At 68.3% G+C, this 24,045-nt stretch carries 21 protein-coding genes, 2 tRNA genes and 1 pseudogene; 8 read left to right on the top strand and 16 right to left on the bottom strand.

Features of this window, described 5'->3' with window-relative positions; all coding sequences use genetic code 11:
• Positions 1-352: pseudogene (locus tag MKK88_RS04870) on the bottom strand (transglutaminase family protein); the annotation flags it as partial.
• Positions 353-674: 322 nt separating this feature from the next.
• Here MKK88_RS04870 and serA point away from each other — a divergent pair.
• Both serA and MKK88_RS04860 read left to right on the top strand, forming a co-directional pair.
• Positions 675-1,925 carry a phosphoglycerate dehydrogenase gene (serA, locus tag MKK88_RS04865; protein WP_243997472.1) on the top strand — a complete coding sequence of 417 codons (1,251 nt, stop codon included), beginning with the start codon at positions 675-677 and terminating at the stop codon, positions 1,923-1,925.
• 150 nt (positions 1,926-2,075) lie between these two features.
• Positions 2,076-2,549, top strand: coding sequence for a hypothetical protein (locus MKK88_RS04860; RefSeq protein WP_243997471.1), 474 nt, complete (start codon positions 2,076-2,078; stop codon positions 2,547-2,549).
• A 4-nt stretch (positions 2,550-2,553) separates the two neighbouring features.
• Here the strand turns inward: MKK88_RS04860 and MKK88_RS04855 are convergent, their stop codons facing one another.
• Positions 2,554-2,706, bottom strand: a complete 153-nt coding sequence (locus MKK88_RS04855; protein WP_243997470.1) for a hypothetical protein — start codon at positions 2,704-2,706, stop codon at positions 2,554-2,556.
• A gap of 337 nt (positions 2,707-3,043) precedes the next feature.
• Here MKK88_RS04855 and MKK88_RS04850 point away from each other — a divergent pair, with 337 nt between their 5' ends.
• Positions 3,044-3,259 (top strand): hypothetical protein, encoded by a 216-nt coding sequence (locus tag MKK88_RS04850; RefSeq protein WP_243997469.1) that lies wholly within the window; start codon positions 3,044-3,046, stop codon positions 3,257-3,259.
• A 646-nt stretch (positions 3,260-3,905) separates the two neighbouring features.
• On the opposite strand, the gene MKK88_RS04845 is transcribed toward MKK88_RS04850, so the two are convergent.
• The 3 genes from MKK88_RS04845 to MKK88_RS04835 form a co-directional block, all read right to left on the bottom strand.
• Complete coding sequence (locus MKK88_RS04845) at positions 3,906-4,238, bottom strand: hypothetical protein (RefSeq protein ID WP_243997468.1); 333 nt, start codon at positions 4,236-4,238, stop codon at positions 3,906-3,908.
• A gap of 180 nt (positions 4,239-4,418) precedes the next feature.
• Complete coding sequence (locus MKK88_RS04840) at positions 4,419-4,997, bottom strand: NADPH-dependent FMN reductase (protein ID WP_243997467.1); 579 nt, start codon at positions 4,995-4,997, stop codon at positions 4,419-4,421.
• Between the two features lie 71 nt (positions 4,998-5,068).
• The gene (locus MKK88_RS04835) at positions 5,069-5,668 is read right to left on the bottom strand and encodes a cell wall anchor protein (RefSeq protein ID WP_243997466.1); all 600 of its coding nucleotides are present in this window, start codon (positions 5,666-5,668) and stop codon (positions 5,069-5,071) included.
• A 542-nt stretch (positions 5,669-6,210) separates the two neighbouring features.
• Here MKK88_RS04835 and MKK88_RS04830 point away from each other — a divergent pair.
• On the top strand, positions 6,211-6,393 hold the full coding sequence (locus tag MKK88_RS04830; RefSeq protein ID WP_243997465.1) for a hypothetical protein: 183 nt from the start codon (positions 6,211-6,213) through the stop codon (positions 6,391-6,393).
• Between the two features lie 47 nt (positions 6,394-6,440).
• The gene (locus tag MKK88_RS04825) at positions 6,441-6,758 is read left to right on the top strand and encodes a hypothetical protein (protein WP_243997464.1); all 318 of its coding nucleotides are present in this window, start codon (positions 6,441-6,443) and stop codon (positions 6,756-6,758) included.
• 166 nt (positions 6,759-6,924) lie between these two features.
• On the opposite strand, the gene MKK88_RS04820 is transcribed toward MKK88_RS04825, so the two are convergent.
• On the bottom strand, positions 6,925-8,079 hold the full coding sequence (locus tag MKK88_RS04820) for a GGDEF domain-containing protein (RefSeq protein ID WP_243997463.1): 1,155 nt from the start codon (positions 8,077-8,079) through the stop codon (positions 6,925-6,927).
• Positions 8,080-8,489: 410 nt separating this feature from the next.
• Positions 8,490-8,565: transfer RNA gene (locus tag MKK88_RS04815), tRNA-Asn, on the bottom strand.
• Between the two features lie 511 nt (positions 8,566-9,076).
• On the opposite strand from MKK88_RS04815, the gene MKK88_RS04810 reads away from it, so the two are divergent.
• On the top strand, positions 9,077-10,756 hold the full coding sequence (locus MKK88_RS04810) for a methyl-accepting chemotaxis protein (protein ID WP_243997462.1): 1,680 nt from the start codon (positions 9,077-9,079) through the stop codon (positions 10,754-10,756).
• Positions 10,757-10,901: 145 nt separating this feature from the next.
• Here the strand turns inward: MKK88_RS04810 and MKK88_RS04805 are convergent.
• The 3 genes from MKK88_RS04805 to rocF all read right to left on the bottom strand — a co-directional run bounded on the left by MKK88_RS04805 (position 10,902) and on the right by rocF (position 12,921).
• Positions 10,902-10,975 (bottom strand) — tRNA-Cys (locus tag MKK88_RS04805).
• A 117-nt stretch (positions 10,976-11,092) separates the two neighbouring features.
• On the bottom strand, positions 11,093-11,953 hold the full coding sequence (locus MKK88_RS04800; RefSeq protein ID WP_243997461.1) for an urease accessory protein UreD: 861 nt from the start codon (positions 11,951-11,953) through the stop codon (positions 11,093-11,095).
• Positions 11,953-12,921 carry an arginase gene (rocF, locus tag MKK88_RS04795; RefSeq protein ID WP_243997460.1) on the bottom strand — a complete coding sequence of 323 codons (969 nt, stop codon included), beginning with the start codon at positions 12,919-12,921 and terminating at the stop codon, positions 11,953-11,955. The genes MKK88_RS04800 and rocF overlap by 1 nt, the downstream gene beginning before the upstream one ends.
• Positions 12,922-13,288: 367 nt before the next feature.
• On the opposite strand from rocF, the gene MKK88_RS04790 reads away from it, so the two are divergent.
• Complete coding sequence (locus MKK88_RS04790; protein ID WP_243997459.1) at positions 13,289-15,445, top strand: methyl-accepting chemotaxis protein; 2,157 nt, start codon at positions 13,289-13,291, stop codon at positions 15,443-15,445.
• A 72-nt stretch (positions 15,446-15,517) separates the two neighbouring features.
• Here the strand turns inward: MKK88_RS04790 and MKK88_RS04785 are convergent, their stop codons facing one another.
• Both MKK88_RS04785 and MKK88_RS04780 read right to left on the bottom strand, forming a co-directional pair.
• A complete protein-coding gene (locus MKK88_RS04785) occupies positions 15,518-16,927 on the bottom strand; it encodes an ATP-binding protein (RefSeq protein ID WP_243997458.1) in 1,410 nt (469 codons plus the stop codon).
• Entirely contained in the window at positions 16,924-17,679 is a 756-nt protein-coding gene (locus MKK88_RS04780; RefSeq protein WP_409566618.1) for a response regulator, read from the bottom strand. Before MKK88_RS04780 ends, MKK88_RS04785 begins: the two co-directional genes overlap by 4 nt.
• A 283-nt stretch (positions 17,680-17,962) precedes the next feature.
• On the opposite strand from MKK88_RS04780, the gene MKK88_RS04775 reads away from it, so the two are divergent.
• Positions 17,963-19,828, top strand: coding sequence for a glycoside hydrolase family 15 protein (locus MKK88_RS04775; RefSeq protein ID WP_243997456.1), 1,866 nt, complete (start codon positions 17,963-17,965; stop codon positions 19,826-19,828).
• 45 nt (positions 19,829-19,873) lie between these two features.
• Here MKK88_RS04775 and MKK88_RS04770 read toward each other — a convergent pair whose 3' ends face one another.
• The 4 genes from MKK88_RS04770 to MKK88_RS04755 all read right to left on the bottom strand — a co-directional run bounded on the left by MKK88_RS04770 (position 19,874) and on the right by MKK88_RS04755 (position 23,910).
• On the bottom strand, positions 19,874-21,388 hold the full coding sequence (locus tag MKK88_RS04770) for a DUF2336 domain-containing protein (protein WP_243997455.1): 1,515 nt from the start codon (positions 21,386-21,388) through the stop codon (positions 19,874-19,876).
• Complete coding sequence (locus MKK88_RS04765; RefSeq protein ID WP_243997454.1) at positions 21,385-22,467, bottom strand: lytic transglycosylase domain-containing protein; 1,083 nt, start codon at positions 22,465-22,467, stop codon at positions 21,385-21,387. The genes MKK88_RS04770 and MKK88_RS04765 overlap by 4 nt, the downstream gene beginning before the upstream one ends.
• Positions 22,468-22,557: 90 nt before the next feature.
• Positions 22,558-23,187 carry a flavin reductase family protein gene (locus MKK88_RS04760; RefSeq protein WP_243997453.1) on the bottom strand — a complete coding sequence of 210 codons (630 nt, stop codon included), beginning with the start codon at positions 23,185-23,187 and terminating at the stop codon, positions 22,558-22,560.
• 159 nt (positions 23,188-23,346) lie between these two features.
• A complete protein-coding gene (locus MKK88_RS04755; RefSeq protein WP_243997452.1) occupies positions 23,347-23,910 on the bottom strand; it encodes a nitroreductase in 564 nt (187 codons plus the stop codon).
• Positions 23,911-24,045: the final 135 nt, after the last annotated feature.

Raw genomic sequence — 24,045 nt, 5'->3', positions numbered from 1 at the left:
GGGACAGCTTGTCGGTGTCGCAGTAGCGCGAGCCGAGCAGGAACATCAGCACGGCGTCGGGCAGGTCCTGCACCGGGATCTGGCGCGCCTCGGGCTCGATCACGTCCGGCGCGCCGGAATCCGCAACCGTGAAGTCCGCCGCCATGGTGATGCGGCCGCCGGGGGCGACGATGCGGGTGCAGACGTTTCCGAACGCATCGACGTGCTGATGCATCGGCACCGGCGGGTCGAAGGTGATCGCCTCCGGGGTGATCAGGTCGTTGCGGCGATCGGCGTGGACGTTCAGGAGCAGGTTCATCGGCGTCGGGCCGAACGTATCGAAGCTGATCGCGAAACCGGTGCGGATATGCATTGGCGTGGACCGTATCGGGCATCGGCACAACGCCGAGCGGGAGGGGTATGAACAGTATAGAAGCCTACAAAGCTCCAGGATCACGTCGGTTCCGCTCAACAGTGCTGTTTCGAAGGTCGACCTGCCGGAATGTTCGGCACACGGGTGCTGACTAGCGGCGAGGACTCAGAGGCATCCTGGTCCCGCAGGCCCGGCGCCCCTGGATGCTGCCTAGCGCCGCGGCATGTTGCATCGCACAGGGCAGACTCGTATCCCTCGCGGTTCACCATCAGGGCCGACGGCGTCCCCATTCGTCGCGACCCATTGCCAGACGATCGATGTCATGACGCCCGACAAGCTCTCCCTGCCGAAGGACAAGATTCGGATCCTGCTCCTCGAAGGTATCAACGACAGCGCCGTGGCGCTGATGCGGGCGGCCGGCTACACCAATCTCACCCGGTTGCCGAAAGCCTTGGATCGGGAGGCGCTCTACGAGGCGCTGCAGGGCGTGCACATGCTGGGCATCCGCTCGCGCACCCAACTCGACGCGTCGGCGTTCGAGGCGGCCGACCGGTTGCTGGCGGTGGGCTGCTTCTCGGTCGGCACGAATCAGGTGGATCTGGAGGCGGCCCGACACCGCGGCATCCCGGTATTCAACGCACCCTTCTCGAACACCCGTTCGGTCGCGGAGCTGACCATCGGCGAGATCGTGATGCTGCTGCGCCGCATCGTGCCGCGTTCGGTCGGCGCCCATGCGGGCCGGTGGGACAAGTCGGCGGTGGGCTCCCTCGAGGTGCGCGGCAAGACGCTCGGCATCGTCGGCTACGGCAATATCGGCACGCAGCTCTCGACGCTCGCCGAGGCGATGGGCATGCGCGTCCTGTTCTACGACCACACCGACAAGCTGCGCCACGGCAACACCGAACCCACCACGTCGCTGCACGAACTTCTGGCGCAGAGTGACGTGGTCTCGCTGCACGTGCCCGAGACCGATTCCACCGCCAACATGATCGGTGAGGCCGAGATCCGGGCGATGAAGCCTGGCGCCTTCCTGATCAACAACGCCCGGGGCACGGTGGTCGACCTCGAGGCCCTCGCGGCGGCCCTGCGCGACGGCCACCTCAAAGGCGCAGCCATCGACGTCTTCCCGGTGGAGCCCGGCTCCAACGCCGAGCCCTTCGTGAGCCCGCTCCAGGGGCTCGAGAACGTGATCCTGACCCCGCATATCGGCGGCTCGACCGAGGAAGCCCAGGAACGCATCGGATCCGAGGTGGCGCGCAAGCTCATCGATTATTCGGATATCGGCTCGACGGTCGGGGCCGTGAATTTCCCGCAGGTCCAGCTCCCCGCCCGGCCGACCGGCACGCGCTTCATCCACGTGCAGCGCAACCTGCCCGGCATGCTGGGCCGCCTGAACGACGTGTTCTCCCGTGGGCACGTCAACATCGCGGCGCAATTCTACCAGACCGATGGCGAGGTCGGTTACGTGGTTCTGGAGACCGATGCCATTGACGCGGATGCCGAGGTGCTGCTGACGGAGATCCGGGCCATCCCGGGGACGATCCGGGCGCGGCTGCTCTACGAGCGGCGCTGAGACCGGTTTTCCACCGTCATCCGATCGAATATCGCCGCGGGGGTGAACGCGAGACGTGTTATGGTGTTCGTATTGTGCGGCCACGCTGGCCGCGGTTTACACGAAACGCGGCCAATACGGGTCGAACGGTCGTCCGGCGGAGGATTTGCGGTGACGAAGCGTGTTTGGTGCGCCTGGGCCGGCATCGGGCTCACGCTCGCGGGGTTCGCCTCGGTCCCCTCCCCCGCCTCGGCCGATTGCCTGCGCAGGGTCTACAACCGGTCGAGCCTCGTCGTGGTGGCGCGTCAGGACGGGGGCGTGCCGGCCGTGCTCCTGCCGGGCCAGTCCGTGTCGATGCGGTTGTCGCGGCCCGGGCAGATCGACGTGGCGGCCTATTGCGGCATCCCGCAGGCCGGGGCCGCGCCGGTGGAGCAGCGGACCTTCGACTACGAGGCGGTGCTCGACCGCTGCTTCGTGCGCTTCGGCGGCGACCTGTTCGTCCCGCAGCTGGGACGCGGCTTCATCGGTCTCCAGGAAACGGCGCCCTTCACGGTCAACAATCCGCAGCAGGGCGACATCATCCTCGGACCGTCGGCGCATCCCGCCTGTGCCGGACCCGGCGCCGTCCTGAATCGGCGCGGCTGAGCCTTCAGAGGTAGTGCCGGAACACCACGCCCCCCTCCTCGATCGCGTTGGAGGTTGGGGGCGTCGCCGGACCGATGATCGGGCTGAGCAGGCGCAGGCCGATCAGGCCGAGGGCGGCCAGCGCCGGGGCGACGAAGCGGAATGGGCGGACGACCATGAGCGCCTCCGTGGCAAGCTCGCGGGCGAGCGGCCACGCCTGAGACGTGCCCTGCGTGCAGCCCTGACGCGCTCACTCAACATCGCACGGCCGTTCCGCTCCCGACGTGCAAAAGCGCACATAAGGCGCAGCCGATACGCAATCGCGACGCTCGATCGTTGACGGTCGCGTCCGCGTTACGGCCACGCATTTGCGTCCCCGGCGTCGCTGGTATGTCCGGCTGCGCCCACCTATGCTGCCAGACTGGGGAGCCGTCCGCGACGCACGGTAGAGCATGCGGCATGGGCGGGCACGGCGCGCTCTCCGGTAAACCGATTGCGTGAACGAGGACGCGCGTATGCTGAATCAGACGGGTAGCTCGATTCTGCGGGGCGATCTCGGCGTCGAGGAGACGTTCGAGTCCGACAACATCGTCCGCTGGGATGGCGAGAGGCTCTACGTGGAGCAGGACGTCTTCCACAACGGCCAACTCGTCCACCGCAAGTACCGCCGGACGGTGACCGAGCCGGTGGCCCGGGTTCTCTGGACGATCATCAACCGCGCTAAGCAATAGCCGCGGGCCGCTTGGCTGCGCTGTGCAGCGATGGGGCCGCGACCATCGAAACGTCGCGGCTTGATCAAAGCCCTGGCCGCGGAGTCCGTTGTTTCAGAAGGGCTTCGATCGGAGGGGGCGGCGTCGTCCTCACCGGTCAGTCAGGGCCGCGCGTGCGACCGCCTGTGATCCATTGGCCGAGATTAACGTCGCTGGACGGTCGTAAATCGAGTTTGAGTAAAAATATCGGACGTATTCTATAGTATTACCGAATAACGTATTGGATAAACTCATTTTTCTGAGAGTGTTAGGTCATAATTTGGCTGACAAAGAATGTTCAATGTGAGAACATATCGGGTTTTCTAACTAGTGTGCAATGGATCGAACGTGTGGGGCCGACTGGCGGGGACGTGTTCCTCGCGGTGGTGCGCGCCACGCCGGTCCGGTTCTCCGCACGTCTCGCAATATTCAAAAACGTCGAACGGGCCGCCGAGACTGTCGCGAACCCAGAGCTTCATTCACACGGGCACGGATTGGGTCAAATCGCACCGGTCCAGTGAGGCCATCTCGGCTGATTCGCGAAGGTGACCGACCCGTCCGCGACAAAACCCTGCGATCCCCCAGGGGTCCGGGCGGAGGAAGCGTCGGGCTGTCGCCGCCGACCTGCTCAGGCGGCGACCGCGGCCGGCACTTCGACCAGGGCGAGGTGTGGCGGAGCCAGCATGTCGAGACGGTCGTGCGCGTTGTCGAAGGCAGTGCGGATCGTGGCGGTCGCATCCTCGACTGCGACCAGCACCGCCAGCTTCTGGGCGCTCGCGCGATCGGCGAGGCTGCGTGCGGCCGCGACCAGGGACTGCTCCAGGGTCAGCAATTCGGCTTCCGCGTCCTGGCCGGCCCCGCGGGTTGCAGTCGCGAGGCGGTCGAGGACAGCTTGGAGCGCGTGGCGCAAGACAAGCGTCCGCACACGCTCCTGAAGGAGCGCCCGGTCTTCGATCTTCATCGGACTCAATCCGTGTTCGGGGACACGGTTAAGCTCTCATACTTCGGCTGGACGTGCAGCCACCTTTTTGCAACAGCGAAAAGCGGTCTGAGCACGAAGCGAAACGTCCTCGACGCTGGGTGATCGCGGGAGCGATCGGGGCATGTTGCGAGCCTCCGCCGACGCTGCTGTGTGCGGCGATCAATAGGGCGTCCCGCGCAGACGGCGCTCGCCAAGAGCCTCCGCGTACCATGTCAACTCGTCGAGAAAGCGCTGCGTGGAGGGTCCCAGCCGCGGTTCGGTGGGGGTACCGTCTTCCGCGATGGCGTTCTGCAGGCGCGGGATGGGCAGGAGCGAGGGGATGCTGGGCATGCCCATCTCGGCGAGCATCGCCCGCAGCGGCATGGCCGCGCGGACACCACCGAACTGACCCGCCGAGTAGCAGCAGATCGCCGACGGGCGCCAATAATACTCCTCGAGAAAGTGATCGAGCGTGTTCGAAAGCGCCGGCGGTACGCCGTGATTGTACTCCGCCGTGACCACCAGGAACGCGTCGGCACTCCGGTAGAGCGCGGCCAGCCGCTCCAGGGCGTCCGGTGCGGTGCCGGCCGGATGTTCCTTGTACATCCTGTCGAGCAGCGGGAGTTTCAGTTCGGCCGGGTCGACCAGCGGTGCCGCATGACCGCGCGCTTCGAGTTGCGCGATCAGAAAGCGTGCTGCCCGGATGCCGATCCGGTCGCGCCGGACGCTGCCAAGGATCACGGGTACGGTCAGCAACATGGCGGCCTCCGATCGGGCCGATCATGCCAGGGAAACGCGCGCTGCTCCAGGGGCGTCGTCCCGTGCGCGGTTCAGGCCTTGGACGAACTCGTCAGCACCGATGCCGCGATGCCGGCAGGGCCCGCGGTGGCATAGGCGGCGATCGCCTTCGTCATCTGCTGGAAGAGGGCCTGCAGGCCATCACCCGGCTCGGTGGCGGCGGAGTTCCCGGTCGACGTGGCGCTCGGGTCCGCAGTCGCGTCCGACGTGGTGGTCGACGACCCGCTCTGGGCGTCGCCCACAGCCTCCGATTCCGGCGGCCGGGCATGATGGCCGTGATGGTGATGGACCGTTGCCGGGCCGGACGATGCCTGGCTGGCATCCGTCAGGTTGGATGTGGAGGCCGTGCTGTCCGAGTCGGCGGGCGACGTGACGCCGGTCTGCAGGCCCATCTGACTGAAATCAGATTGCAACTGGAGGAGGGACGCCATCAGGTCGCTCGACAGGGCTGGGCTCGCGGCGGTGGTGCTGGACTGCGTGGCCGATCCGGTGGCCTGGGCGGTGCCGGCATCCTGGCTCGCCGTGCTGTAGCCGCTGGCGTCGATCGGCTGGACGCTGGCGGCGCGCGCCTGCCGCAGGGCGCTGACGAGATCCTGCCGGAGTGATGATCCCGATACTGCGTTCGCCGACATATTCAGCCCTCGAATCGTTGCTGCCCTCCGGTCAGGCATAGGGCGTTCCAGAAATTCTCCTTATTTTTCAACCACGCGTCCGCCTTCGAGATCGGCAGGATCGGCTGCGCGGCAAATCTTGCCGGGCCGGAAGGTCCCCGCGACCGGGTCCGGGTCAGCCCGGCGGGGCGGGGAAGAACACCGGAAGGGCTGTCGCGGTCAGTCGTCCGTGTCGGGCCGATCCTGAACGCCCGCGCCGCCCGCCACAGGGGATCCGATCGACGCCCGCATCGCAGCTCCCGCGGCGGTCGCGGTTCCGGCTCCCTCACGGCCGCAATCTTGGCCGTGGTGATCGGCATAGACATTCAATCCTTCGCGGTTCGGGCGGGTCGTACACGGCGGATCGGCTGCGCCCGGAAGCATGGGCGCCAGTATTTGCGAGTCGAAAATTCGATTGCGCGGATGGAATATCGCGACGCTTTGCCGGTTGGGCTTTCCGGAACGATGCCGCCGGGTTTGGGTTTGCCCCACATCGCCCCTTCATCGAAAAAGATCGGGAGCCCATGACCACCAAGCCACCCCCCGTTCCCCCCGCAAACCGCTCCGACAAGGGACCCGGCAGCGCGACCGAAGCGCCGCTCGCGCAAGGGCAGAGCGGCACGCAGGCCAAGGATCCCGACAAGGTTGGACAGGCCGGGAATACGAAGGTGAACACCACCAACCAGGGCTATCAGCAGGATCGCTGAAGGCCGCGACCGCTTCAGGGTTCAGAAGACCGCATCGGAGGGTGAACATGGCCAACGCAAGTCGGCATAAGGTCGGCCCGGGCGCTCAGGGCAAGGGGTCGGGAACCGGTGCCATGTCGGAGCTGCCAGAGGGTGTGCTGCCGGACAACATGGTGCTCAGCAATCGCGACAAGTCGCGTCACAGCGACGAGCGGGGGCTCGACAGCAAGAATGTTCAGACTGAACAGTACCAAGATCACGTCGGCAATCGGCAAACCGTCGCCGATCTCCCGCCGGACGCCGACGCAAACAACAGCGGGTTGGCGAATCCGCAGACGGATGAGTCGGGCGCGCAGAGCAGCCTGAAAAAGCAACAGCAGGCCTGAGCCGAAGGCTGTCGAAGGCACGGGGGCTGCGCATCGCCCCCGCGTCCGGACGCGCCAGGACGCATTTTGCCCAGACCCGACGCTCCTGCAAATCGGCTTCGATTCTCGCGATGCTGTTTGCCTGCCGGCCTTGCGCCGGAATTCGTGCGGACCGGGTAGGTCGGTGTCAGGACGCCGCGTTCCCTTGCCGATCAGGTCGGAGACCGCTCGCCGGTCTGGCCGCCCGAAGGCCCGCACCGGCCTTGCCCTCCTTCGCCCGATACAGTTCGGCATCCGCTGCGGCCATGAGCGGATCGAGTTCGAGGGAGCCGGGCGGCGCCGTTGCGATTCCGATGCTGGTCCCGACACGGACCTCATGACCCTGGATCAGGAACGGTTCGGCGATCGCGTGGTCGATCTGCTGGGCGAGCCGCTCGGCCTCGCCGGGCTGCAGCAGCGGCCCATGAACGATGACGAACTCATCGCCCCCGACCCGGGCGACCGCTGCCCGGGTCGGGGCGAGGGCCAGCAGCCGGTCGGCGATCGCCTGCAGGAGCAGGTCCCCGGCCGCGTGGCCGTACCGATCGTTGATCGGTTTGAAGCCATCCAGATCGAGGCAATGCACCGCGATCGCATGCCCGCGCGCCTCGGCCACCACGCCGCGGAACGCCTCGCGTAGGCCCAGGCGGTTCAGCAGGCGCGTCAACGGGTCGTTCTTGGCCAGCGACGCCATATCGTGCCGCAGGATGATCTGGCGCCGCGTGTTCAGGTAGAGGTACCGGATGGTCTCGAACCCCCCGAAGAGGAAGATCGTAAACATCGTGGCGATCGCGAGACTGGTCATGTCGCCCCGGAGGATCGCCGCACCGATGGCCGGTACGGTTGCGATGCCGATGGCGGCTCCCGCGACGAAGGGCCTGAACGCAATGCGCGTCACCGTACCCGAGCAATAACCGAACACGAGCCCCGTCACGAGGATCGGGAGCGCGGGGTCGGAGGCGAGGAGCCCGCATGCGACGACGCAGCCGATATGGGTCGCGAAGCCGAGCGTGAAGCCGGTATGCACGCGCTCCCAACGGGATGCGCGCTGGCGGGTCCAGGAACGGTTCCGCAGGGCACGCTGATGGCACCGCTTGACCAGGCATTTCGAGCCACCGAGGATCGTGCCGGACAAGACCAAGACTGACAAAAGCAGTGATTCGAGTCTGTAGGCAACGAAGCTCGCCACGCCACAGTAAGTCGCCGCCATGATGGCAGCTGGAAAAACGCCAGTTGCGAGCTCATCGACGAGGGCGATGAACAGGCTGTTTGTTTCCGTGGGGTAGCCGAATCGGCGCAACATGCCGCGCTTATCGCGCGTTTATCGCTCCGATTGAAGCGGCCGGCCAAAACCGGGGGTATTGCGCCGAGTCGGTTTGGCCGCGAGCGGGATTGGTTTCCGGATCCGGACACGAATCGTCATGGGGCGCCGTGGGTCCGACGGGCCGGCACGCCGGGGGGGCGGTCTCTTCCAGGTTGCGTCGGATGACTGGTCTGGGCGCCAGCCGAATCAGCCAATGTTCCGCAGACGGTGGAGCGCGGCTCTACGGCACGAATCCGAAGCCTGACCTGCCCGCGGGCCCACGGGGCACGCATCGAGAGGATCGGCACCCGTCGATCGGTCAGGAGAGGGCAAGATCAGACGCTGAACAAGATCGACCGGTCGATCGGACCAGACCGATAACGTTGCTGCCTGCATCGATGGAAAGTCAGTGGCTCCCCGAGCAGGACTCGAACCTGCGACAAGGCGATTAACAGTCGCCTGCTCTACCAACTGAGCTATCGGGGATCACGGCCGCGTCTCTACACACCGGAGCCGATCTGCGCAAGGGCCTTGATGAGGCTCACTCCGTCTCGAACGCATCTTTCGTCGTCAGCGCCCTTGGCAAAGGACCGGGGGAGCAGCTCGAATGGATGCGAGAAACCCCGTCCTGGAACTCGACCGTCCGGCCAGATCCCAAAGATCCCGTGTGGGCCCGGCTGTCGTGCGGTCCGGCGTTCCGACCGGGATCGGTCGGGCCGGGACATGGCCCTGTGCGCGCAACGACGGACATTCAGCATTACAGGCCGCTGAACGGCCCGCCGGAGCGGCGAATCTCGATTTGAGCAACGGCAAAAGCGGTCACCGTGCTGCCATCGAGAGCAACAACTTTACATGATAAGTCATAACGACTGCGTTTTTCAAATTATTCGCCACAAATGATTTTTTTGTTTTTGCCGGCTATATTTGAATGTGCTTCGCTTTTGCCTGCTGTATGGCTGAGCTGATCCGTTTCCCATGCAAAAGCAGCTTCGTCGCGATGCGCATCACCCTTGGCTTGAAGCTCGCGGTCGTGGTCGGCCTGCTGGCCGTCGTCGCGATCGGCATCACGGTGTTCGCCCTGCGCCAATCCAATCTCGAGCAGGAGCGTGCCGCGGCCACCGACAAGATCTGGAACGCCGGGCTGCAGGCCGGCGCGCTCGGGCAGGCGATCGAGCATGCCGTGGTGCAGGCGACGGCCCTGTTCACCTCGGAGGACGTGACGGAGGCCCGGACGCGCTTGTCGGCGCTGCATGAGGCCTTGGCCACCGTCGAGCAGGTTCGCGTGCCATTCCTCGAGGCGATGGAGGACCAGCTTCCCGAGGACCGCCGCCGCCGGTTCGACCTCTTCGTCAAGGAATTCATCGCCTACCAGAACGACACGGCCGAACTGGGCCTGACGGTCTCGCCCAAGGCGGCCCTCATCCAGGCGACCGATGAGGCGACGGTGAAGAACCGGGAGCGCATGGTCTCGGAGATCGCCGCATTGGGTCGCGAGGTTCTGAGCCGCCTGAATGCCCGGCGCGCCGCGGATGCCGCCGACCGCAGGCTGGCGCGGATCACGCTGATCATCGTGCCGGCTGTGGCGCTTATCTTCGGCACGCTCGCGGCGATCTGGATCATCCTCACGCAGGTCCGGCAGCCCCTGAACCGGCTCAAGGCCTGCATGACGGCGCTCGCCGCCAACGACCTGGGTCATGCGATCCCGTTCACGCATCGCCGCGATGAGATCGGCGAGATGGCCGGGGCGATCGCAGCCTTCCAGAAGGCCTTGATCGAGAAACGAGACCTCGACGCGGACGCGCAGGCCCGGCGCAACCGCGACCACCACCGTGCCGAGACGCTGGAGGCGGCAACGCATGAGTTCGAGCTGGAGACGCAGCGCGCGGTGGCAGATCTCGCGGGATCGGTCGAGGCGATGCAGGCGGCGGCCGACACCCTCTCGGGCAATGCCGGCGACATGGCGGCGCGGGCGACCGTGGTGGCCGACGCGTCAAGCCAGACCGCCGGCATCGTCGACAGTATCGCCAGCGCCGCCGAAGAGCTCTCGGCCTCGGCCCGCGAGATCGAGGCGCGGGTCCGGCACACGAGCGAGATCGCATCCACGGCGCTGACCGATACACGGGGCCTGGAGGAGACGGTCCGCTCGCTCTCACAGGCGGCCGAAGAGATCGGCGCGGTGGTGACGCTGATCCGGGACGTCGCCGAGCAGACCAACCTGCTGGCGCTGAACGCCACGATCGAGGCGGCCCGGGCCGGTGCCGCGGGCCGGGGCTTCGCGGTGGTCGCCGCGGAGGTGAAGGCGCTTGCCGGACAGACTGCGCTCGCCACCGACCGCATCACCGGGCAGGTCGGATCGATCCAGGGCGCCGCTGACCGGACGGTCAGCGCCATCGAGGCGATCGCCGAGACGATTGCCCGCATGAGCATGATCGCTTCCGAGGTCGCGGAGGCGACCGACCAGCAGGGCAACGCCAGCCAGGAGATCGCGCGGGCCATCTCCAACGCGGCCGAAGACGCCCGGAGGGTCTCCGAAAGTGTCGCCGGCGTCCGGGCCGCAGCCGCCTCCAACGAGGCTCAGGCCGGGCAAGTGCGCGGCAGTGCAACGCGGGTGAACACCGGGACGCACAGCCTGCAGCAGGCGATCGAAACCTACATGGTTCGCGTCCACGGAGCCTGAATCGCCATTCCACGCGCCGGCCACCGGCTTACGCGGTGTTGCGACGGCGATGGTGGGATGATCGCGCCGGGTCCGATTCCCCGGCCAATTCCGCTGCCCGCGCTCACGCGAGCCGGCCTTCACGAGCGCTATGTGTCGAGAAAGATGGAGGCCTCGCCCGGAATCGAACCGGGGTGCAAGGATTTGCAGTCCTCTGCGTAACCACTCCGCCACGAGGCCATACCGACGGCGCCGATGCGCCGTACGGAGCTTGGCGGACAGCTCCGGGTGCGCGTCTCTAGCAGAGGTCGGCCGTCGCAGGCAACGGCTTCGAGGCCGCCAATCCGCAGGATCGGCTCAGCTCTGCCAGACCCGCGGCATCGGGAGGCCGCGGTAGCCGATGAGGAACCGTGCAATCATGGTCCGCACGGGGCCGATGCCGGGCGACAGGGCGCGCACCACGAGATGCCCGTTCCAGGCGCTCACGGCTGCCTCGATCCCGGGCTGATGGGCTGTGGCCAGGAGCGCGCGTGCTTCCTCCAGGCGGGCCTCGGCCCCGTCGGAGACGTCGAGCAGCGTCGCGCAGGCGCGCGCGCCGCCGCCGATTGCCGGGCGGGCGAGGAGGTCGCTGATCGCACCCTCGACCGCGAACGTGTCGGCGTAGGCCAGCCGACCGGCCCGGCGCACGCGCCATGCATCACGGAAGAGGCCGGCGGTGATCCGCTCGCCCCGGGCGGCACGGCCGAAGGCGATGATCTCCACGGCGAGCAGGGCGGCCCCGGGGGCGAGATCCGCCTCGAAGCGCCGGCAGACCCGAGCCTCGTCGAACAGGATCGTCTCCTGCGGCAGCCACGCCAGCCGCGCCCCTGCTTCCAGGGTCAGGCGATTCTCGATGCGGCTGACGGGCCCGTCGGATCGATAGATCTTCTCGGCCGCCGTGGTGGTGAGCACGAGATCGGATGACGGCGCGAGTTCCAACGCGATCGCGAAGGCGTCGCCGCACGCCACCCCACCGGCCGTGTTGACGAGAACCGCCTCCAGGGCGCCCGCTCCGCGCGGGAATCGCAGGCGCGACGGCCCCGATTCCGCCAGGTCGACAATTCGTGTGGCGCCACCTGCGCAGGCCGGTCCGGCCCGCAATCGGACGCGACCGTCCGAGCGTTGCCGCGCCGACGTTCTCTCGGGCACTGTGCCCGCATCCGGGGTCTCGCTGAGCATCAATCGCGCTCGGTCGCGTCGCCCGGAACCGCCTCGATGGGCACGGTCGGGCGATCGAGGATGCGCCGCCCGAACAGGCTCGCCGCCAACTCCACCAGCACCCGGGCGCTGCGGCCCCGCTCGTCGAGGAAGGGGTTCAGCTCCACGATATCCAGCGAGCGGACGAGGCCGAAATCGTGCAGCATCTCCATGATCAGGTGCGCCTCCCGGAAGGTGGCGCCGCCCGGCACCGTCGTACCGACCCCCGGGGCGATGGAGGGGTCGAGGAAATCGATGTCGAAACTGACGTGGAGATGCGCGTCCTGGGCGGCGACCTGTGCGAGGACCTTCCGCAAGGGGGCGACCACCCCGAACTCGTCGATGGTGCGCATGTCGGTGACCCCGACGCGCCGGGTTGCGACGAGGGCACGCTCACCGGCGTCGATGGAACGCAGGCCGAACAGGTGGACGCTGGTGGGGCTGAGCGCGGGTGGGGCCGGATCGGCGAACAGGTTCGGGAAGCCCGCTTCCCCGCACAAAGCTGCCAGCGGCATGCCGTGCACGTTGCCTGAGGGCGAGGTTTCCGGCGTGTTGAAGTCGGCATGGGCGTCGAGCCAGAGCACGAAGAGCGGTCGACCCTGGCGGGCGCAATGGCGCATGACCCCGTCGATCGAGCCGAGCGAGAGGCTGTGATCGCCGCCCGCGGTGAGCGGCAAGGCCCCGCCGATCAGGGCGTCCTCGACCGTGCGGGACAGGGCGCGCGTCCAGGCGGCCACGGCTTCGAGACCGCGCCCCCCGCCCGGCCCATCGGGCACGATGTCCCCGTGATCAGTGACCGAACAGCCGAGATCTGAGAGGGCCCGGACGAGACCGGCGGTGCGCAGGGCCGCCGGACCCATCAACGCCCCCGGCTCACTGGTCCCGACCTCGATCGGCGCACCGATCAGCGCGATGCGGCGCTCTCCACCGGAGCTGGTCTTGCGCGTCATTCCATCTCCTGCAGACGTCTGCGGTCCGTCCGCTTTAGCAGGAGGCGGGCCGCCCTTCGATGACGCATCGCGGGCGCGATGGGCCCGCTCGACGCGTGAGATCGGCACGAGCGGCATCGGGCTGGGCTGCTCGACCCCGAAACTCAAATGTGCTCGTTTTATAGACTACAGTACAAGTATAATTTCTCGAATTCGGACCTTCGATTGTGTTTTTGCTTCTCCGATATCGAAAACGACAAATGATGGGAGTGATTTCATTTATCGGCTGTCGAGGCCAAATTTTTGAGGATCTTGGCGCCGTCACCAGAAATTAAAGAAGCCGTGCGATACTTGGCGGCATCGAGACCGCTAAAAGCTTTTGGTAGATATGACCCTGTTCTCTCGGCTCAGTGTGCGGCTCCCCGCAATGATCATCGGCTTGGCATTGCTCAGTGCCATAGTCATGGGCGGATGCAGCTGGTTTACAGCTCGGTCTGCGCTGACGCGCGCGGCCCAGGAGCGCCTGCAACTGGCGGCCGATGCGCGCCGGGACGGTATCGAACTGGTCGCGGATCGGATGGAAGCCGATTTGCAAGCCATCGCGGCCCATCCCCAGATCGCGTCCAATTTCCCCGATCTGATCGAGACTCTCGATCTGACGAAGGCCGAGACCACCGCGCTGGTGACGGCGTTCCGTGCGCCGCAGACCGTTGAGGCGCGTGTCGCCCTCGACGGCAACGGCATGAATGGGATGTACGCACGTCGGCACATCAAGGTGCAGGAGGTTGCGCGCAAGCTCGTCGCCCAGCCGGGCTATGCCGATCTGCTCTTCATCGATGAGGGCGGCCGGATCGTCTACACGGCCACGAAGGGCGCCGATTTCGCGCGGTCGATTCAGGATACGGACCTGTCGGAGACCGCGCTCGCCCGCCTCGTCGCGCGGCTGAAGACGGCCGATCCGGGCACGGCGCTGTTCGAGGATTTCCGTGCCTATCCGGTGGATGGCGGCCCCGCTGCCTTCATCGGGCGGGCCATGACCAAGCGTGCCAACGTCGCCATGGGAACCGCCCAGGCGGCGGAGCGGATCGGTTTCATCGTCATGCGGATCAGCCCGGCCCTGTTCGATCAGACGCTGGCCAAGCGCACCGGTCTCGGCGAAACCGGGCAGGTCTTCGCGGCCGGGACCGACGGTCTCCTGCGCAGCGATCCGCCCCTGAACCCGGGCATCAAGGCCGGCAGCAGCATCGCGCCCTTGGGAATCGCGGCCGATCACCTCAAGACTGGCGGCACGCTGGTTTTCGCAGCCGCAGACGGGCCGCACCTTGCGTCGGCCTCGTCGCTCAGCGTGCTCGGGGCGCCCTGGACGGTGGTGGCGGAGCAGTCGGAGGCCGAGGCCGTCGCGGCGGTCCGTGGGCTTTCCTATACCCTGATCCTCATCGGGCTCTGCATCCTGGCCGCGACGGCCGTGCTTGGTCTCCTGTTGGCCCGCTCGATCGTGACGCCGCTCGGTGCCCTGACCCGCGCGCTGATGGCACTCGCTGACCGTCAGGCCCTCTCCGACGTGCCCGGCAGCAGGCGCCGGGACGAGATCGGCAATATCGCCCGGGCCGTGGTGACGATCCACGACATGTCGTTGGAGGATGCGGCGCAGCAGTTGCGGACGCAGGAGGCTGCTCGCCTGCGCGAGGAACAGAGCCGTCGGGCCATGCTGCAGGATCTCGCCGACGGGTTCGAGCGATCGGTCGGCGGAATCGCCGAGGACCTGACCGAGGCCGTGTCGGCGCTCCAGAGCGCGTCCGGCACCATGCGGATCGCGGTCGCCGGCACGTCCGAACGCTCGACAAGTGTCGCCAGCGCGGCCCGGCAGACCTCCGACAACGTCGATACCGTCGCGGCCGCCGCGGAGGAACTCGGCGCGACCGTGCGCGAGATCGGCCGTCAGGTCGAGGAAGCGACCGGTCTGTCGGCCGCGGCCGTTGGGGAGGCGCGGCGGGCCGAACAGATCATGTCCGATCTCGCCACGGTGGCGACGCGGATCGGCGACGTCGTCGGCATCGTCTCGACCATCGCGGGCCAGACCAATTTGCTGGCGCTGAACGCCACCATCGAGGCGGCGCGTGCCGGCGAGGCGGGCCGCGGCTTCGCCGTGGTCGCCGCCGAGGTGAAGGAACTGGCCACCCAGACGAGCCGCGCCACCGAGGAGATCGAGCGGCAGGTTGCGGCGATCCAGACCGTCACCGGGGATGCCGTCACGGCGATCCGGGGCGTCGCCTCGCAGATCGGGGCCATGAACCAGGTCTCGACCGGCATCGCCGCCGCCGTGGACCAGCAGGGCGTCACCACCCAGGATATCGTCCGCAGCATGGGGCAGGCATCCGCTGGAACCGGCATGATGACGGATGATATCGCCGAGGTCGCGCGTGTCGCGGACGATGCCGGCCACGCCGCCGCATCGGTGGCGCAGGCCTCTGACACCCTGGCGGCGCGTTCCGGGGAGCTCCGCGCTCAGGTCGCCCAGTTCCTGCACCATATCCGGGCGGCCTGAGCCTACGCCACCTTGTCGACCGACCGTTCCCGGGCGGAAACGCCCCGGGACGGCTTGGAGGGTTACAGGTCGTCAGGCCGCCTCGGCCGAGGCCGGCGCCGCCTTCCGGGTCACCTGCCCGGCAAAGACCTGTGCCGCGAGGGGCAGTTCGATCACGGCCTGAAGGCCGCCCTCGCGGCCGTTCTCCAGCATCAACCGCCCCTCATGGGCCTCCACGATGGCCTGTACGATCGACAGGCCGAGGCCGAAGCCCCGTGCCTCGTTGAGGTTGCGGGCCCGGTCGCCGCGGACGAAGGGTTGCAGCATCGCCTCGCGCTCCGCCTCGGGGATGCCCGGACCGGCATCGCGAACACAGACCCGGACCCCGCGCTCCGAGGCGTCCATATGGACCTCCGCCCGGCCGCCATATTTCACGGCATTGTCGACGAGGTTCGTCACCGCGCGCTGCAATTCCTCCGGCCGGCCGCGCACGAGGACGTGCCGGCTGCGGCCGACGCTGACCGGGGCGCCGATATCCGAGAAGTCGTCGCAGACCGTCTGCACCACGGAAGCGAGGTCCACCAGGGTGAAGCTGCTCGCGTCGCGGACCTGCCCGTCGCGCACGAAGGAGAGGGCCGCCTCCACGAGGCCGTTCATCTGGTCGAGGTCGCGCAGGGTGGCGGCCCGGGCGGTGTCGTCCTCGATGAACTCTGCGCGCAGGCGCAGGCGGGTGATCGGCGTGCGGAGATCGTGGCTGATCGCCGCCAGCATCTGGGTGCGGTCGTCGATCAACCGGCGCACCCGGGAGCGCATCCGGTCGAGCGCCCGCGACACGGCGATGACCTCGCGCGGTCCCGCCTCCGGCAATGCGACGTGGTCATCGCGGGCTCCGAACGCCTCCGCGGCGCCTGCGAGCCGCTTCAGCGGCGCGGTCAGCGCGCGGGTCGCCCAGACGCAGAGCAGCGCCAGCGTGAGCGCCAGGAACACCACGGTGAAGATCAGGGCGCCCTGCTTGGGCGTCCGCAGGGGATCGTTCGGCAGGGTGGCCTGGAGCGTCGCGCCGCTGGCCGTGACGATCCCGACATGGAGCTGACCGGCCGATTGCTCCTGCTGCGGATCAGCGGCCGACAGGTCGACGATCGTCACCGGGCGCCCGGCACCATTGCGCAGGCGGCGGATCACCGGAAGATCCGGGATCGGCTCCGCCCCGGGCGGCGCCTGGCCGTCCCAGGGCTCGACATGAATCAGGGGCAGGCTGCGTCCGCTGGCCAGGAGCGCGGGACGGGCCGCCGGCTCGACCGTGTCGAGGAGCCGCGACAGCATGCCGAGGCGGCTCGCCGCGACGCCCGGCAGTTCGTCGGGCTTCTGGGATTCGTGCAGCAGCAGGAACGCGGTGGTGGCGACCACGTGGGCCACCGCGATCCCCGCAACCACGAGCAACGCGATCTGGCCCGCGATGGTCGCTGGCCGAAGCCGGGCCCGCAGCCGACGCAGCACGCTCATGACCGCGTGACCTCGGGCGTGAACAGATAACCGCCGGAGCGAATCGTCCGGATGAATTCGGGGTTGCGGGTATCGCGTTCGATCTTCTGGCGGATGCGCGAGATCAGCACGTCGATGCTGCGCTCGAACGGACCGGCGGCGCGGCCCTGCGTCAGGTCCAGGAGCTGGTCGCGCGAGAGGACCCGGCCGGGCCGCAGGCACAGGGCATGGAGTAGATCGAACTCGGCACCCGTGATGGCGATGCGGGCCCCCTCGGGCGAGAGCACCTGCCGCAGGGAGACGTCGAGTGTCCAGCCGGAGAAGTGCAGTCGGCGGCGCTCGTCCGTATCGGGCGCCTCGGCGGCGACCCGGCGCAGGATCGCACGGATGCGGGCGAGGAGTTCCCGGGGATTGAACGGCTTGGCGAGGTAATCGTCGGCGCCGAGTTCCAGGCCGAGGATCCGGTCGACATCTTCCGACTTCGCCGTCAGGATCAGGATCGGGATCTGCGAGGATTCGCGTAGCCGCCGGCACAGGCTCAAACCGTCCTCGCCCGGCAGCATCAGATCGAGCACGATCAGGTCGATGCGCGATTCCGCCAGCGCCCGGTCCATGTCGGTCCCGTCGCCGGCGAGCGTCACCCGGCAATCGTTTCCGCGCAGGTAGCGCGCGATCAGGGTCGAGATCTCCCGATCGTCCTCGACGACGAGGATGTGGGGCGTTGCCGAGGTCGCCATCGCAACGGAGTCTGTATGCTGTTCGGCTTGCATCATGGTGCCATCATGCCCCGAACCGGCGAGTATTCGAAGATGGCTGGCGGACCCAATTTGTAAGCGCGTGTTTCCCTGTCGCCGCCTGCACCGATAGGGCCGAGGTGCAGCGTCATGTCTTTCGGGGCACGGCCGTGGCATACCGATCCGGCTCGGTGCTCTTCCGGGTTGCTTATGGTCCTGCGGCGAATCGTCGAGCCGGACTCGCAACGTCGCGTCACCCGGCTAACTCCCGGGGTCAGCGTCCGCCCAGCTTGACGGGCGAGGCCGCCAGCCGGAAACCCCCGTGTCGAAGCCCATCAGCGACTACGCCCTCATCGGCGACACCCATTCCTGCGCGCTGATCGCCCGCGACGGCTCGATCGACTGGCTGTGCTGGCCGCGCCACGATTCCCCGGCGCTGTTCGTCAAACTCCTCGACGACGAGAAGGGCGGCGCCTGCAGCGTGGCCTTCGACGGCCTCGACGGGACGACCCGGCGCTATCTGCCCGACACCAACATCCTCGAGACGACCTTCACGACGCGAACGGGCCGGGCCTGCCTGACCGACGTGATGCCGGTGAATCCGCCGAGTCCCGAGCCGGAGGAAGGTCCCGACGGCGAGGGCGAGAGTCGGCTCATCCGCATGCTCACCTGCGAAGCGGGCACCGTCAGCGGTGTCTTTCGGGTCTGCCCGACCTTCGATTACGCACGCCGCCCCTGCACGCCCAGCGTTGAGGGAACGTCCGTGCTGTTCGAGGCCGGCGACTGGCGCTTGCGGGTCAATGCGCATCGACAGCCGGATCTGATCGAGGGCCGCGCCGAGATCCGCTTCTCCCTGGCGGCGGGGGAGACCGCCTATCTGGTTCTCACTCACGGCGAGGATCAGCAGGATGCCGCGATCGACGATTTCGCGGGTGCCCGGCGGCGCCTGGAGACCACCGAGGCGTACTGGCGCCGCTGGTGTGCCCGCAGCACCTACCGCGGGATCTACCGCGACGCTGTGATGCGCTCGGCGCTGTGCCTGAAGCTGCTCACCTACTCGCCGTCGGGCGGCATCCTGGCGGCCGCGACCGCGGGGCTGCCGGAAGCTGTGCCGGGAAACCGCAATTACGACTACCGCTTCACCTGGTTGCGTGACGCCTCCTTCACGGTGACGGCCTTCGTGATGTTGGGCTACGTCCGTGAGGCGTCCGAATTCCTGCGCTTCCTCCGCGAGCGCGACGGCACCTATGGCCGCGAGACGCGCCTGATGTACGGCATCGCGGACGGCATGCCCCAGGAGGAGGAGCTCGATCATCTCGCGGGCTGGAACGGCGTGCGCCCCGTCGTGATCGGCAATCTGGCCGAGGGGCAGGACCAGCACGACATCTACGGCGAGTTGCTGAGGGCGCTGTGCGTCTTCCTGGAAGCGGTCGACTACGACCCGCCCGAGAAGGTCAACGACCGCCTGCCGGAGGTGCTCGACAACCTGACGGCGCGGGCGATCCGCCACCGGCACGATCCGGACAGTGGCATCTGGGAATTACGGACGGGGCCACGCCACCAAGTCCACACCAAGGCGATGATCTGGGTGGCGCTGACCGACGCGGCCCGGATCGCCCGGAACATCGAGGGCGTGCCCGAAGCGAAGATCGCCGAATGGGAGCGCGTCGCCGCCGAGGTGCGGGACGAGTATCTGGATAAGGGTTGGAGCGAGGAGAAGCAGGCCTATGTCGGCGCCTACGACTCGCACCACCTCGACGCCGCGGTGCTGCGCGTCGCCCTGTTCGGGGCACTGGATCCAACGGATCCACGGACGCGTGCGACCCTGGCGGCGGTGGAGCGGGAACTCGGGGCCGGCGACCTGATCTACCGGTATCGCATGGAGGACGGTCTCGTTGGTGACGAAGGCACCTTCACGGCCTGTGCCTTCTGGCGGGTCGGCTGCCTCGCCCTCGACGGCCGTACCGCCGAGGCGAAAGCGACGTTCGAACGGCTGATCGCCCGGGGGAACGATCTCGGACTGTTCGCCGAGGAGATCGATCCGGCGACGGGCGAGCAGCGCGGGAACACCCCGCAGGGCTTTTCGCACATGGCTCTGATCAACGCCGCCCTGCGCTTGGAGGACACCATCGAGCGCTATGGAATCGCGGATGCGGCGGATGTCGAGGCGCGCAGAGCTGCCGAGTAGGACGCGCCAGCCGGAAGCGAACGGCCGCCCGCTCCGGGCGGCGGGTTAGGCAGCGATCCGGGCTGCCTTATCCGAGCTGCCCGCTTCGGAAGGCAATACGGCGGCGCTGCGGCCTGCGCGGAACTGATCCAGCAAGCTCTCTTCGAGGCTGCTCAGCACGGCTTCCGTAGCGGCCTCGGCCTCCGGGTCCGCGACCGGCGCCTCGGTCCGGTACCAAGCCAGGATCTGCTCCGGCAGCGCGTCCAGGATCGCGCCGACCGGGTTGCTCGGTTCGACCGCCACCGGCGCATCCACAAGCCCAACCGCGGTGTCGATGACCGGCGCGGCCTCGGACGACGGGAAGGCGCTCCGGCGCTGATCGTCCAGGGCGGCGCGCCAGGTGGCGTCCAGCGCCTCGGCCTCGCGGCGGGCGGTCTCGCGCACGAGTGCCGCCGCCGCGATGGCGCGGGCGGCTTCCCGGGCCTCGTCACGCGCGGCCTCGGCCTCGTAGCGATTCAATAGAACCAGGACGGGCTGCATCTCGGCGTCCGGCAGGCTGCCGCAGGCATCGATCGCGCAAGCGATGATCCGCTGTGACAGGCCGGTGCCGCGGATGGGCGTCGCGCGGTGGGCGACGTGCTGCCAGGCCGAGAGCGCAGCCTGCATGGCCGGCAGCAGCGCGCCGGGGAGACCTGCCCGGTCGTGCAGATCGGCAAAGCTTCTGGGATCGCGCATGGCCCGGGCGACGCCGGCATGGTCCTGGCCGGACAGGTCGGCCAGGGCCGCGAGGGCGAAGTCGGTCCGCCCCGAGAGCACGGCGCGGAGGATCAGTCCGGCGGTCAGCTGATGGGTCGTGCGCAGATGCGCAACCAGCCGGGCGATGCCCGCCGCTCCGGAGCCCTCGCAGGCTTCCAGGGCGACGCGTTCACCCACTTCCCGGCGCAGCCGGTCGCAGCGCTCGCTCCCGAGCCAGCCGCGATCGATCACGAAGCCCGAGAGCGCCTGCGCAACCGCGAGGCCGAGCGCGTAGCGCACCTCCGGGGGGAGATCAGCGCGGCCCAGCAGGGCCTCGCGCAGATCCGCCTCCGTGCCCCGACGCTCGATCATGCGCAGCAGCCGGCCCGCGGTGATCTTGGCGGTCGGGTTGCGGACGAGCGCGATCAGGGTCTCGAGTTCGCCGATTTCGGCCAGCGCCCCGGAAACCATGTGTGAGAGGTGATGCCGGGCCGCGATCACCGCGCGGGTCGCCTCGTCTCCGAGGGCAGCCGCGTCCACGAGGTCGGCATCGGTCAGGACCGGCGAGCGCGCGAGGATCAGGCGCGCCACTTCCGGCACGTCGCAGGAAAGGGCGACCACCAACGGACGCGGCGTCCGGGCCGAGGCTGCGCAGGTCTCGGCCAAGGCCCGGCGGACGACGGGGGAGGGATCGTCCAGCAGGGTCAGCAGGGCGGTCTTGGCCTCCCAAGCCTCGTCGGCTGGGAGGTCGCCATAGAGATAGGCCCGCCCCAGGATTGCGGCGGCCTCGGCGCGCTGAGCCGCAGAGGCGTTCTGCGTCCGAGTCAGGAACTCGCGGATGATCATGGACCCCTCCGGGGTGCGGACAGGCTGTTCCTGACGCCGGCCGGTGAATTTGCCGCGGCGAGTTCGGGCGGGCGCCGTGGGGGCAAGGGCGGATTGGCGATGGCGCTGCCGGGCGGCGGGGCAACGGGTTCGGGAAGCGCACCGGTGACGACCGGATCCGGGACGGGCGCTGCAGCAGCGGGTTCCGCGCCGGTCCGCGGGAAGTAGGTCGGCGCGGCGTGCGCGGCCGGCTGCGCTTGGTTGCGCGCCTGCAGGTTCCGCGCGGCGGCATCCGTGGCGGCCACGCGTGCATCCGTCTGGAACAGGCTGCGCAGGTCGCTGGTGCCGCCGAAGGCCGTGGCGGCACTCGCATAGGCCGAGACCGCCTGGGGCGGCGCGGCCTCGTCCTGACGCAGGCCGGTGAGATCGGTCGCGGCTGCGCCCCGGGCCGCCGCCGCGAGGCTGGCATAGAGTTCGGCGGCGCTCCGTGGACGGCCCGAGCGGTCGTAGAACAGGCCGCGGTTGGCGGCGGCCGCCTCCGGCAGGTCGAGGGCCGCAGCCCGGGCCGGAAAGGCGCGTGCGGTGGCGATCAGTGCGGCGGCACCCTTGGCGCCGAGCACATGCGCCACGTAGAGGTCGCCCGCGGTCGGCTCGCGCCCGAGCGCCCCCGAGAGCGCGTCGGCGTTCTGCTGGGTCAGGGCGCCCGCAAGCGTCGCCGACACCTTAGGATCCCGGCGCAGATCGAGGATCGCCTGCCGCTGCCCGGCATCCGGCACCACGTAGCTGCCGTCGGCCTGCCGGGTAATGGCGTCGGCCTCGGCCTGGAGCCCGAGGCGCGGCCCGGCCTTCTTCATGACGCCGAGCCAAGTCTGCTCGATGAACTGGAACAGCCCCGTGGCCGAGGAGGTCCCGGCCTTGGCGGCGGGATCGAGGGATGATTCCCGCCGCGCCGTGGCCAGCAGGTAGTCGAACCCGACGCCGCTCGCCATCGCCCCGTCGCGGATCGCCTGGACCACCGGACCGGACGCAGCCGTCCCCGGCATCATCCGCGTCGGCGGTGGACTCTCCGGAGGGCTGGACGGGGTGGTGAACAGGAACATCCGGGCGCGCAGGGGGGCTGGAGACCCCCGGAATCTGCGCTGCCTATGGTAAACAAGTTCTCAATCGATCCCCTTGTAACTAGTCCGCTTTCAGGACGGCGAGAACTCGCCCGCGCCCTTCGGCCGGCGCATCTGGAAGCGCGTCTCCTGCGTGGCGTGGAAGTAATCGAAGTAACCGCCGCGCATGATCGGGTGCATCGCCCCGGTATCGACCATACCATCCTTCAAGTAGGTCTCGTCGACGTAGATCGAGACGACTTGGCCGATGACCAGGAAGTTCTCGGCCTCGCCGCCTTCGAGCGGGACCAGCGGCACGGTCTGCAGCCAGCGGCACTCGAGAGCGGCCGGCGAATCCGCGACCCGCGGCGGGCGCACCTTCTGTGAGGAGGCGGTCGCGAGATTCGCGAAGGCAAACTCGCTCTCGCCGCGCGGCAGGGGCGCCGAGGAATCGTTCATCCCGTCGCGCAGATCCCAGGTGGCGAGGCTGCACACGAACTCCCGCCCCTCCTCGGCGAAGGTCATGGCATCCTTGCGTCCCGAGGACGAGAAGGCCACCATATTGTCGGCCACCGCATTGAAGAACGAGTAGGGCGCGAGGTTGAGCTTGCCGTCGCGGCTCATGGAACTGATCCAGCCGATCGGCCGGGGCGCGACGATCGCCTTGAGCGGGTTGTGCGGGAGCGCGCGCGCCTCCCGCGGAACGTCGAGATCGTAATGCACCGGGGGACCTCCCAAGCGCTGACGGGTGAGGCCCAGGCAGCGACACAGACCGGTGCTTAACGCATGATCGCGCGCTGGGGGCGCCTGATCGAACCATATTCTGGACCCGATCTGCCTATTGATGCGCCTTCGTGCGTTGAAGCACCCCTCGAACGGCGTTCAGAGCCAGGTGACGATCTCGCCGAGCGATGGTCGCGGCCGGTCGGAGGGCACCTCGCGGGCGCGGCCGATATGGACGAAGCCCGCGAGCTTCTCCGACGGCGCGAGCCCAAGCGCATCGAGGACCCGCCGGTCATAGGCGAACCACTCCGTCAGCCAGGACGTCGCGAACCCGGCCGCGTTTGCGGCGATCACCAGATTCATGGTCGCGGCGCCTACGGAAAGCACCTGCTCCCATTCGGGGATCTTCACGTGGGGAGCGGCCCGCGACACCACCGCGACCACCACCGGGGCATGCGTCAGACGGGCGCGCTCCTGTGCCAAGCGCTCCGCGGATGCGTCCGGATTGTCGGCCGCAAAGGTCGTCGCGATGGTCTCGCCCACCTGCTCCCGCGCCGCGTCGGCGATCACGAGGAAGCGCCAGGGGGCGAGCTTGCCGTGATCGGGCACGCGGGCGGCCGCCGTCAGGATGGTTTCGAGCTGGGCCCGGTCGGGGCCCGGCTCGTCCAGCAGCGGTGGCGGCACCGAGCGGCGGGTCTTCAGAAGATCGAGGGTGGCGGTCATGCGCTCAATCCCGGGTTCGCGACGTGGACGGGATGTGGCATGCGCCGCCCGCTCGGGGAAGTGCGGCCTTGCCGTCGCCACGGTCCGGATGCAGAGGCGGGGCGAACCACCGGACAGAGGCAAGGGGTCCGATCG

The organism is Methylobacterium sp. E-005 (assembly GCF_022829725.1).
Classification (GTDB): domain Bacteria; phylum Pseudomonadota; class Alphaproteobacteria; order Rhizobiales; family Beijerinckiaceae; genus Methylobacterium.
This window is presented reverse-complemented; position numbering and strand designations above follow the sequence as displayed.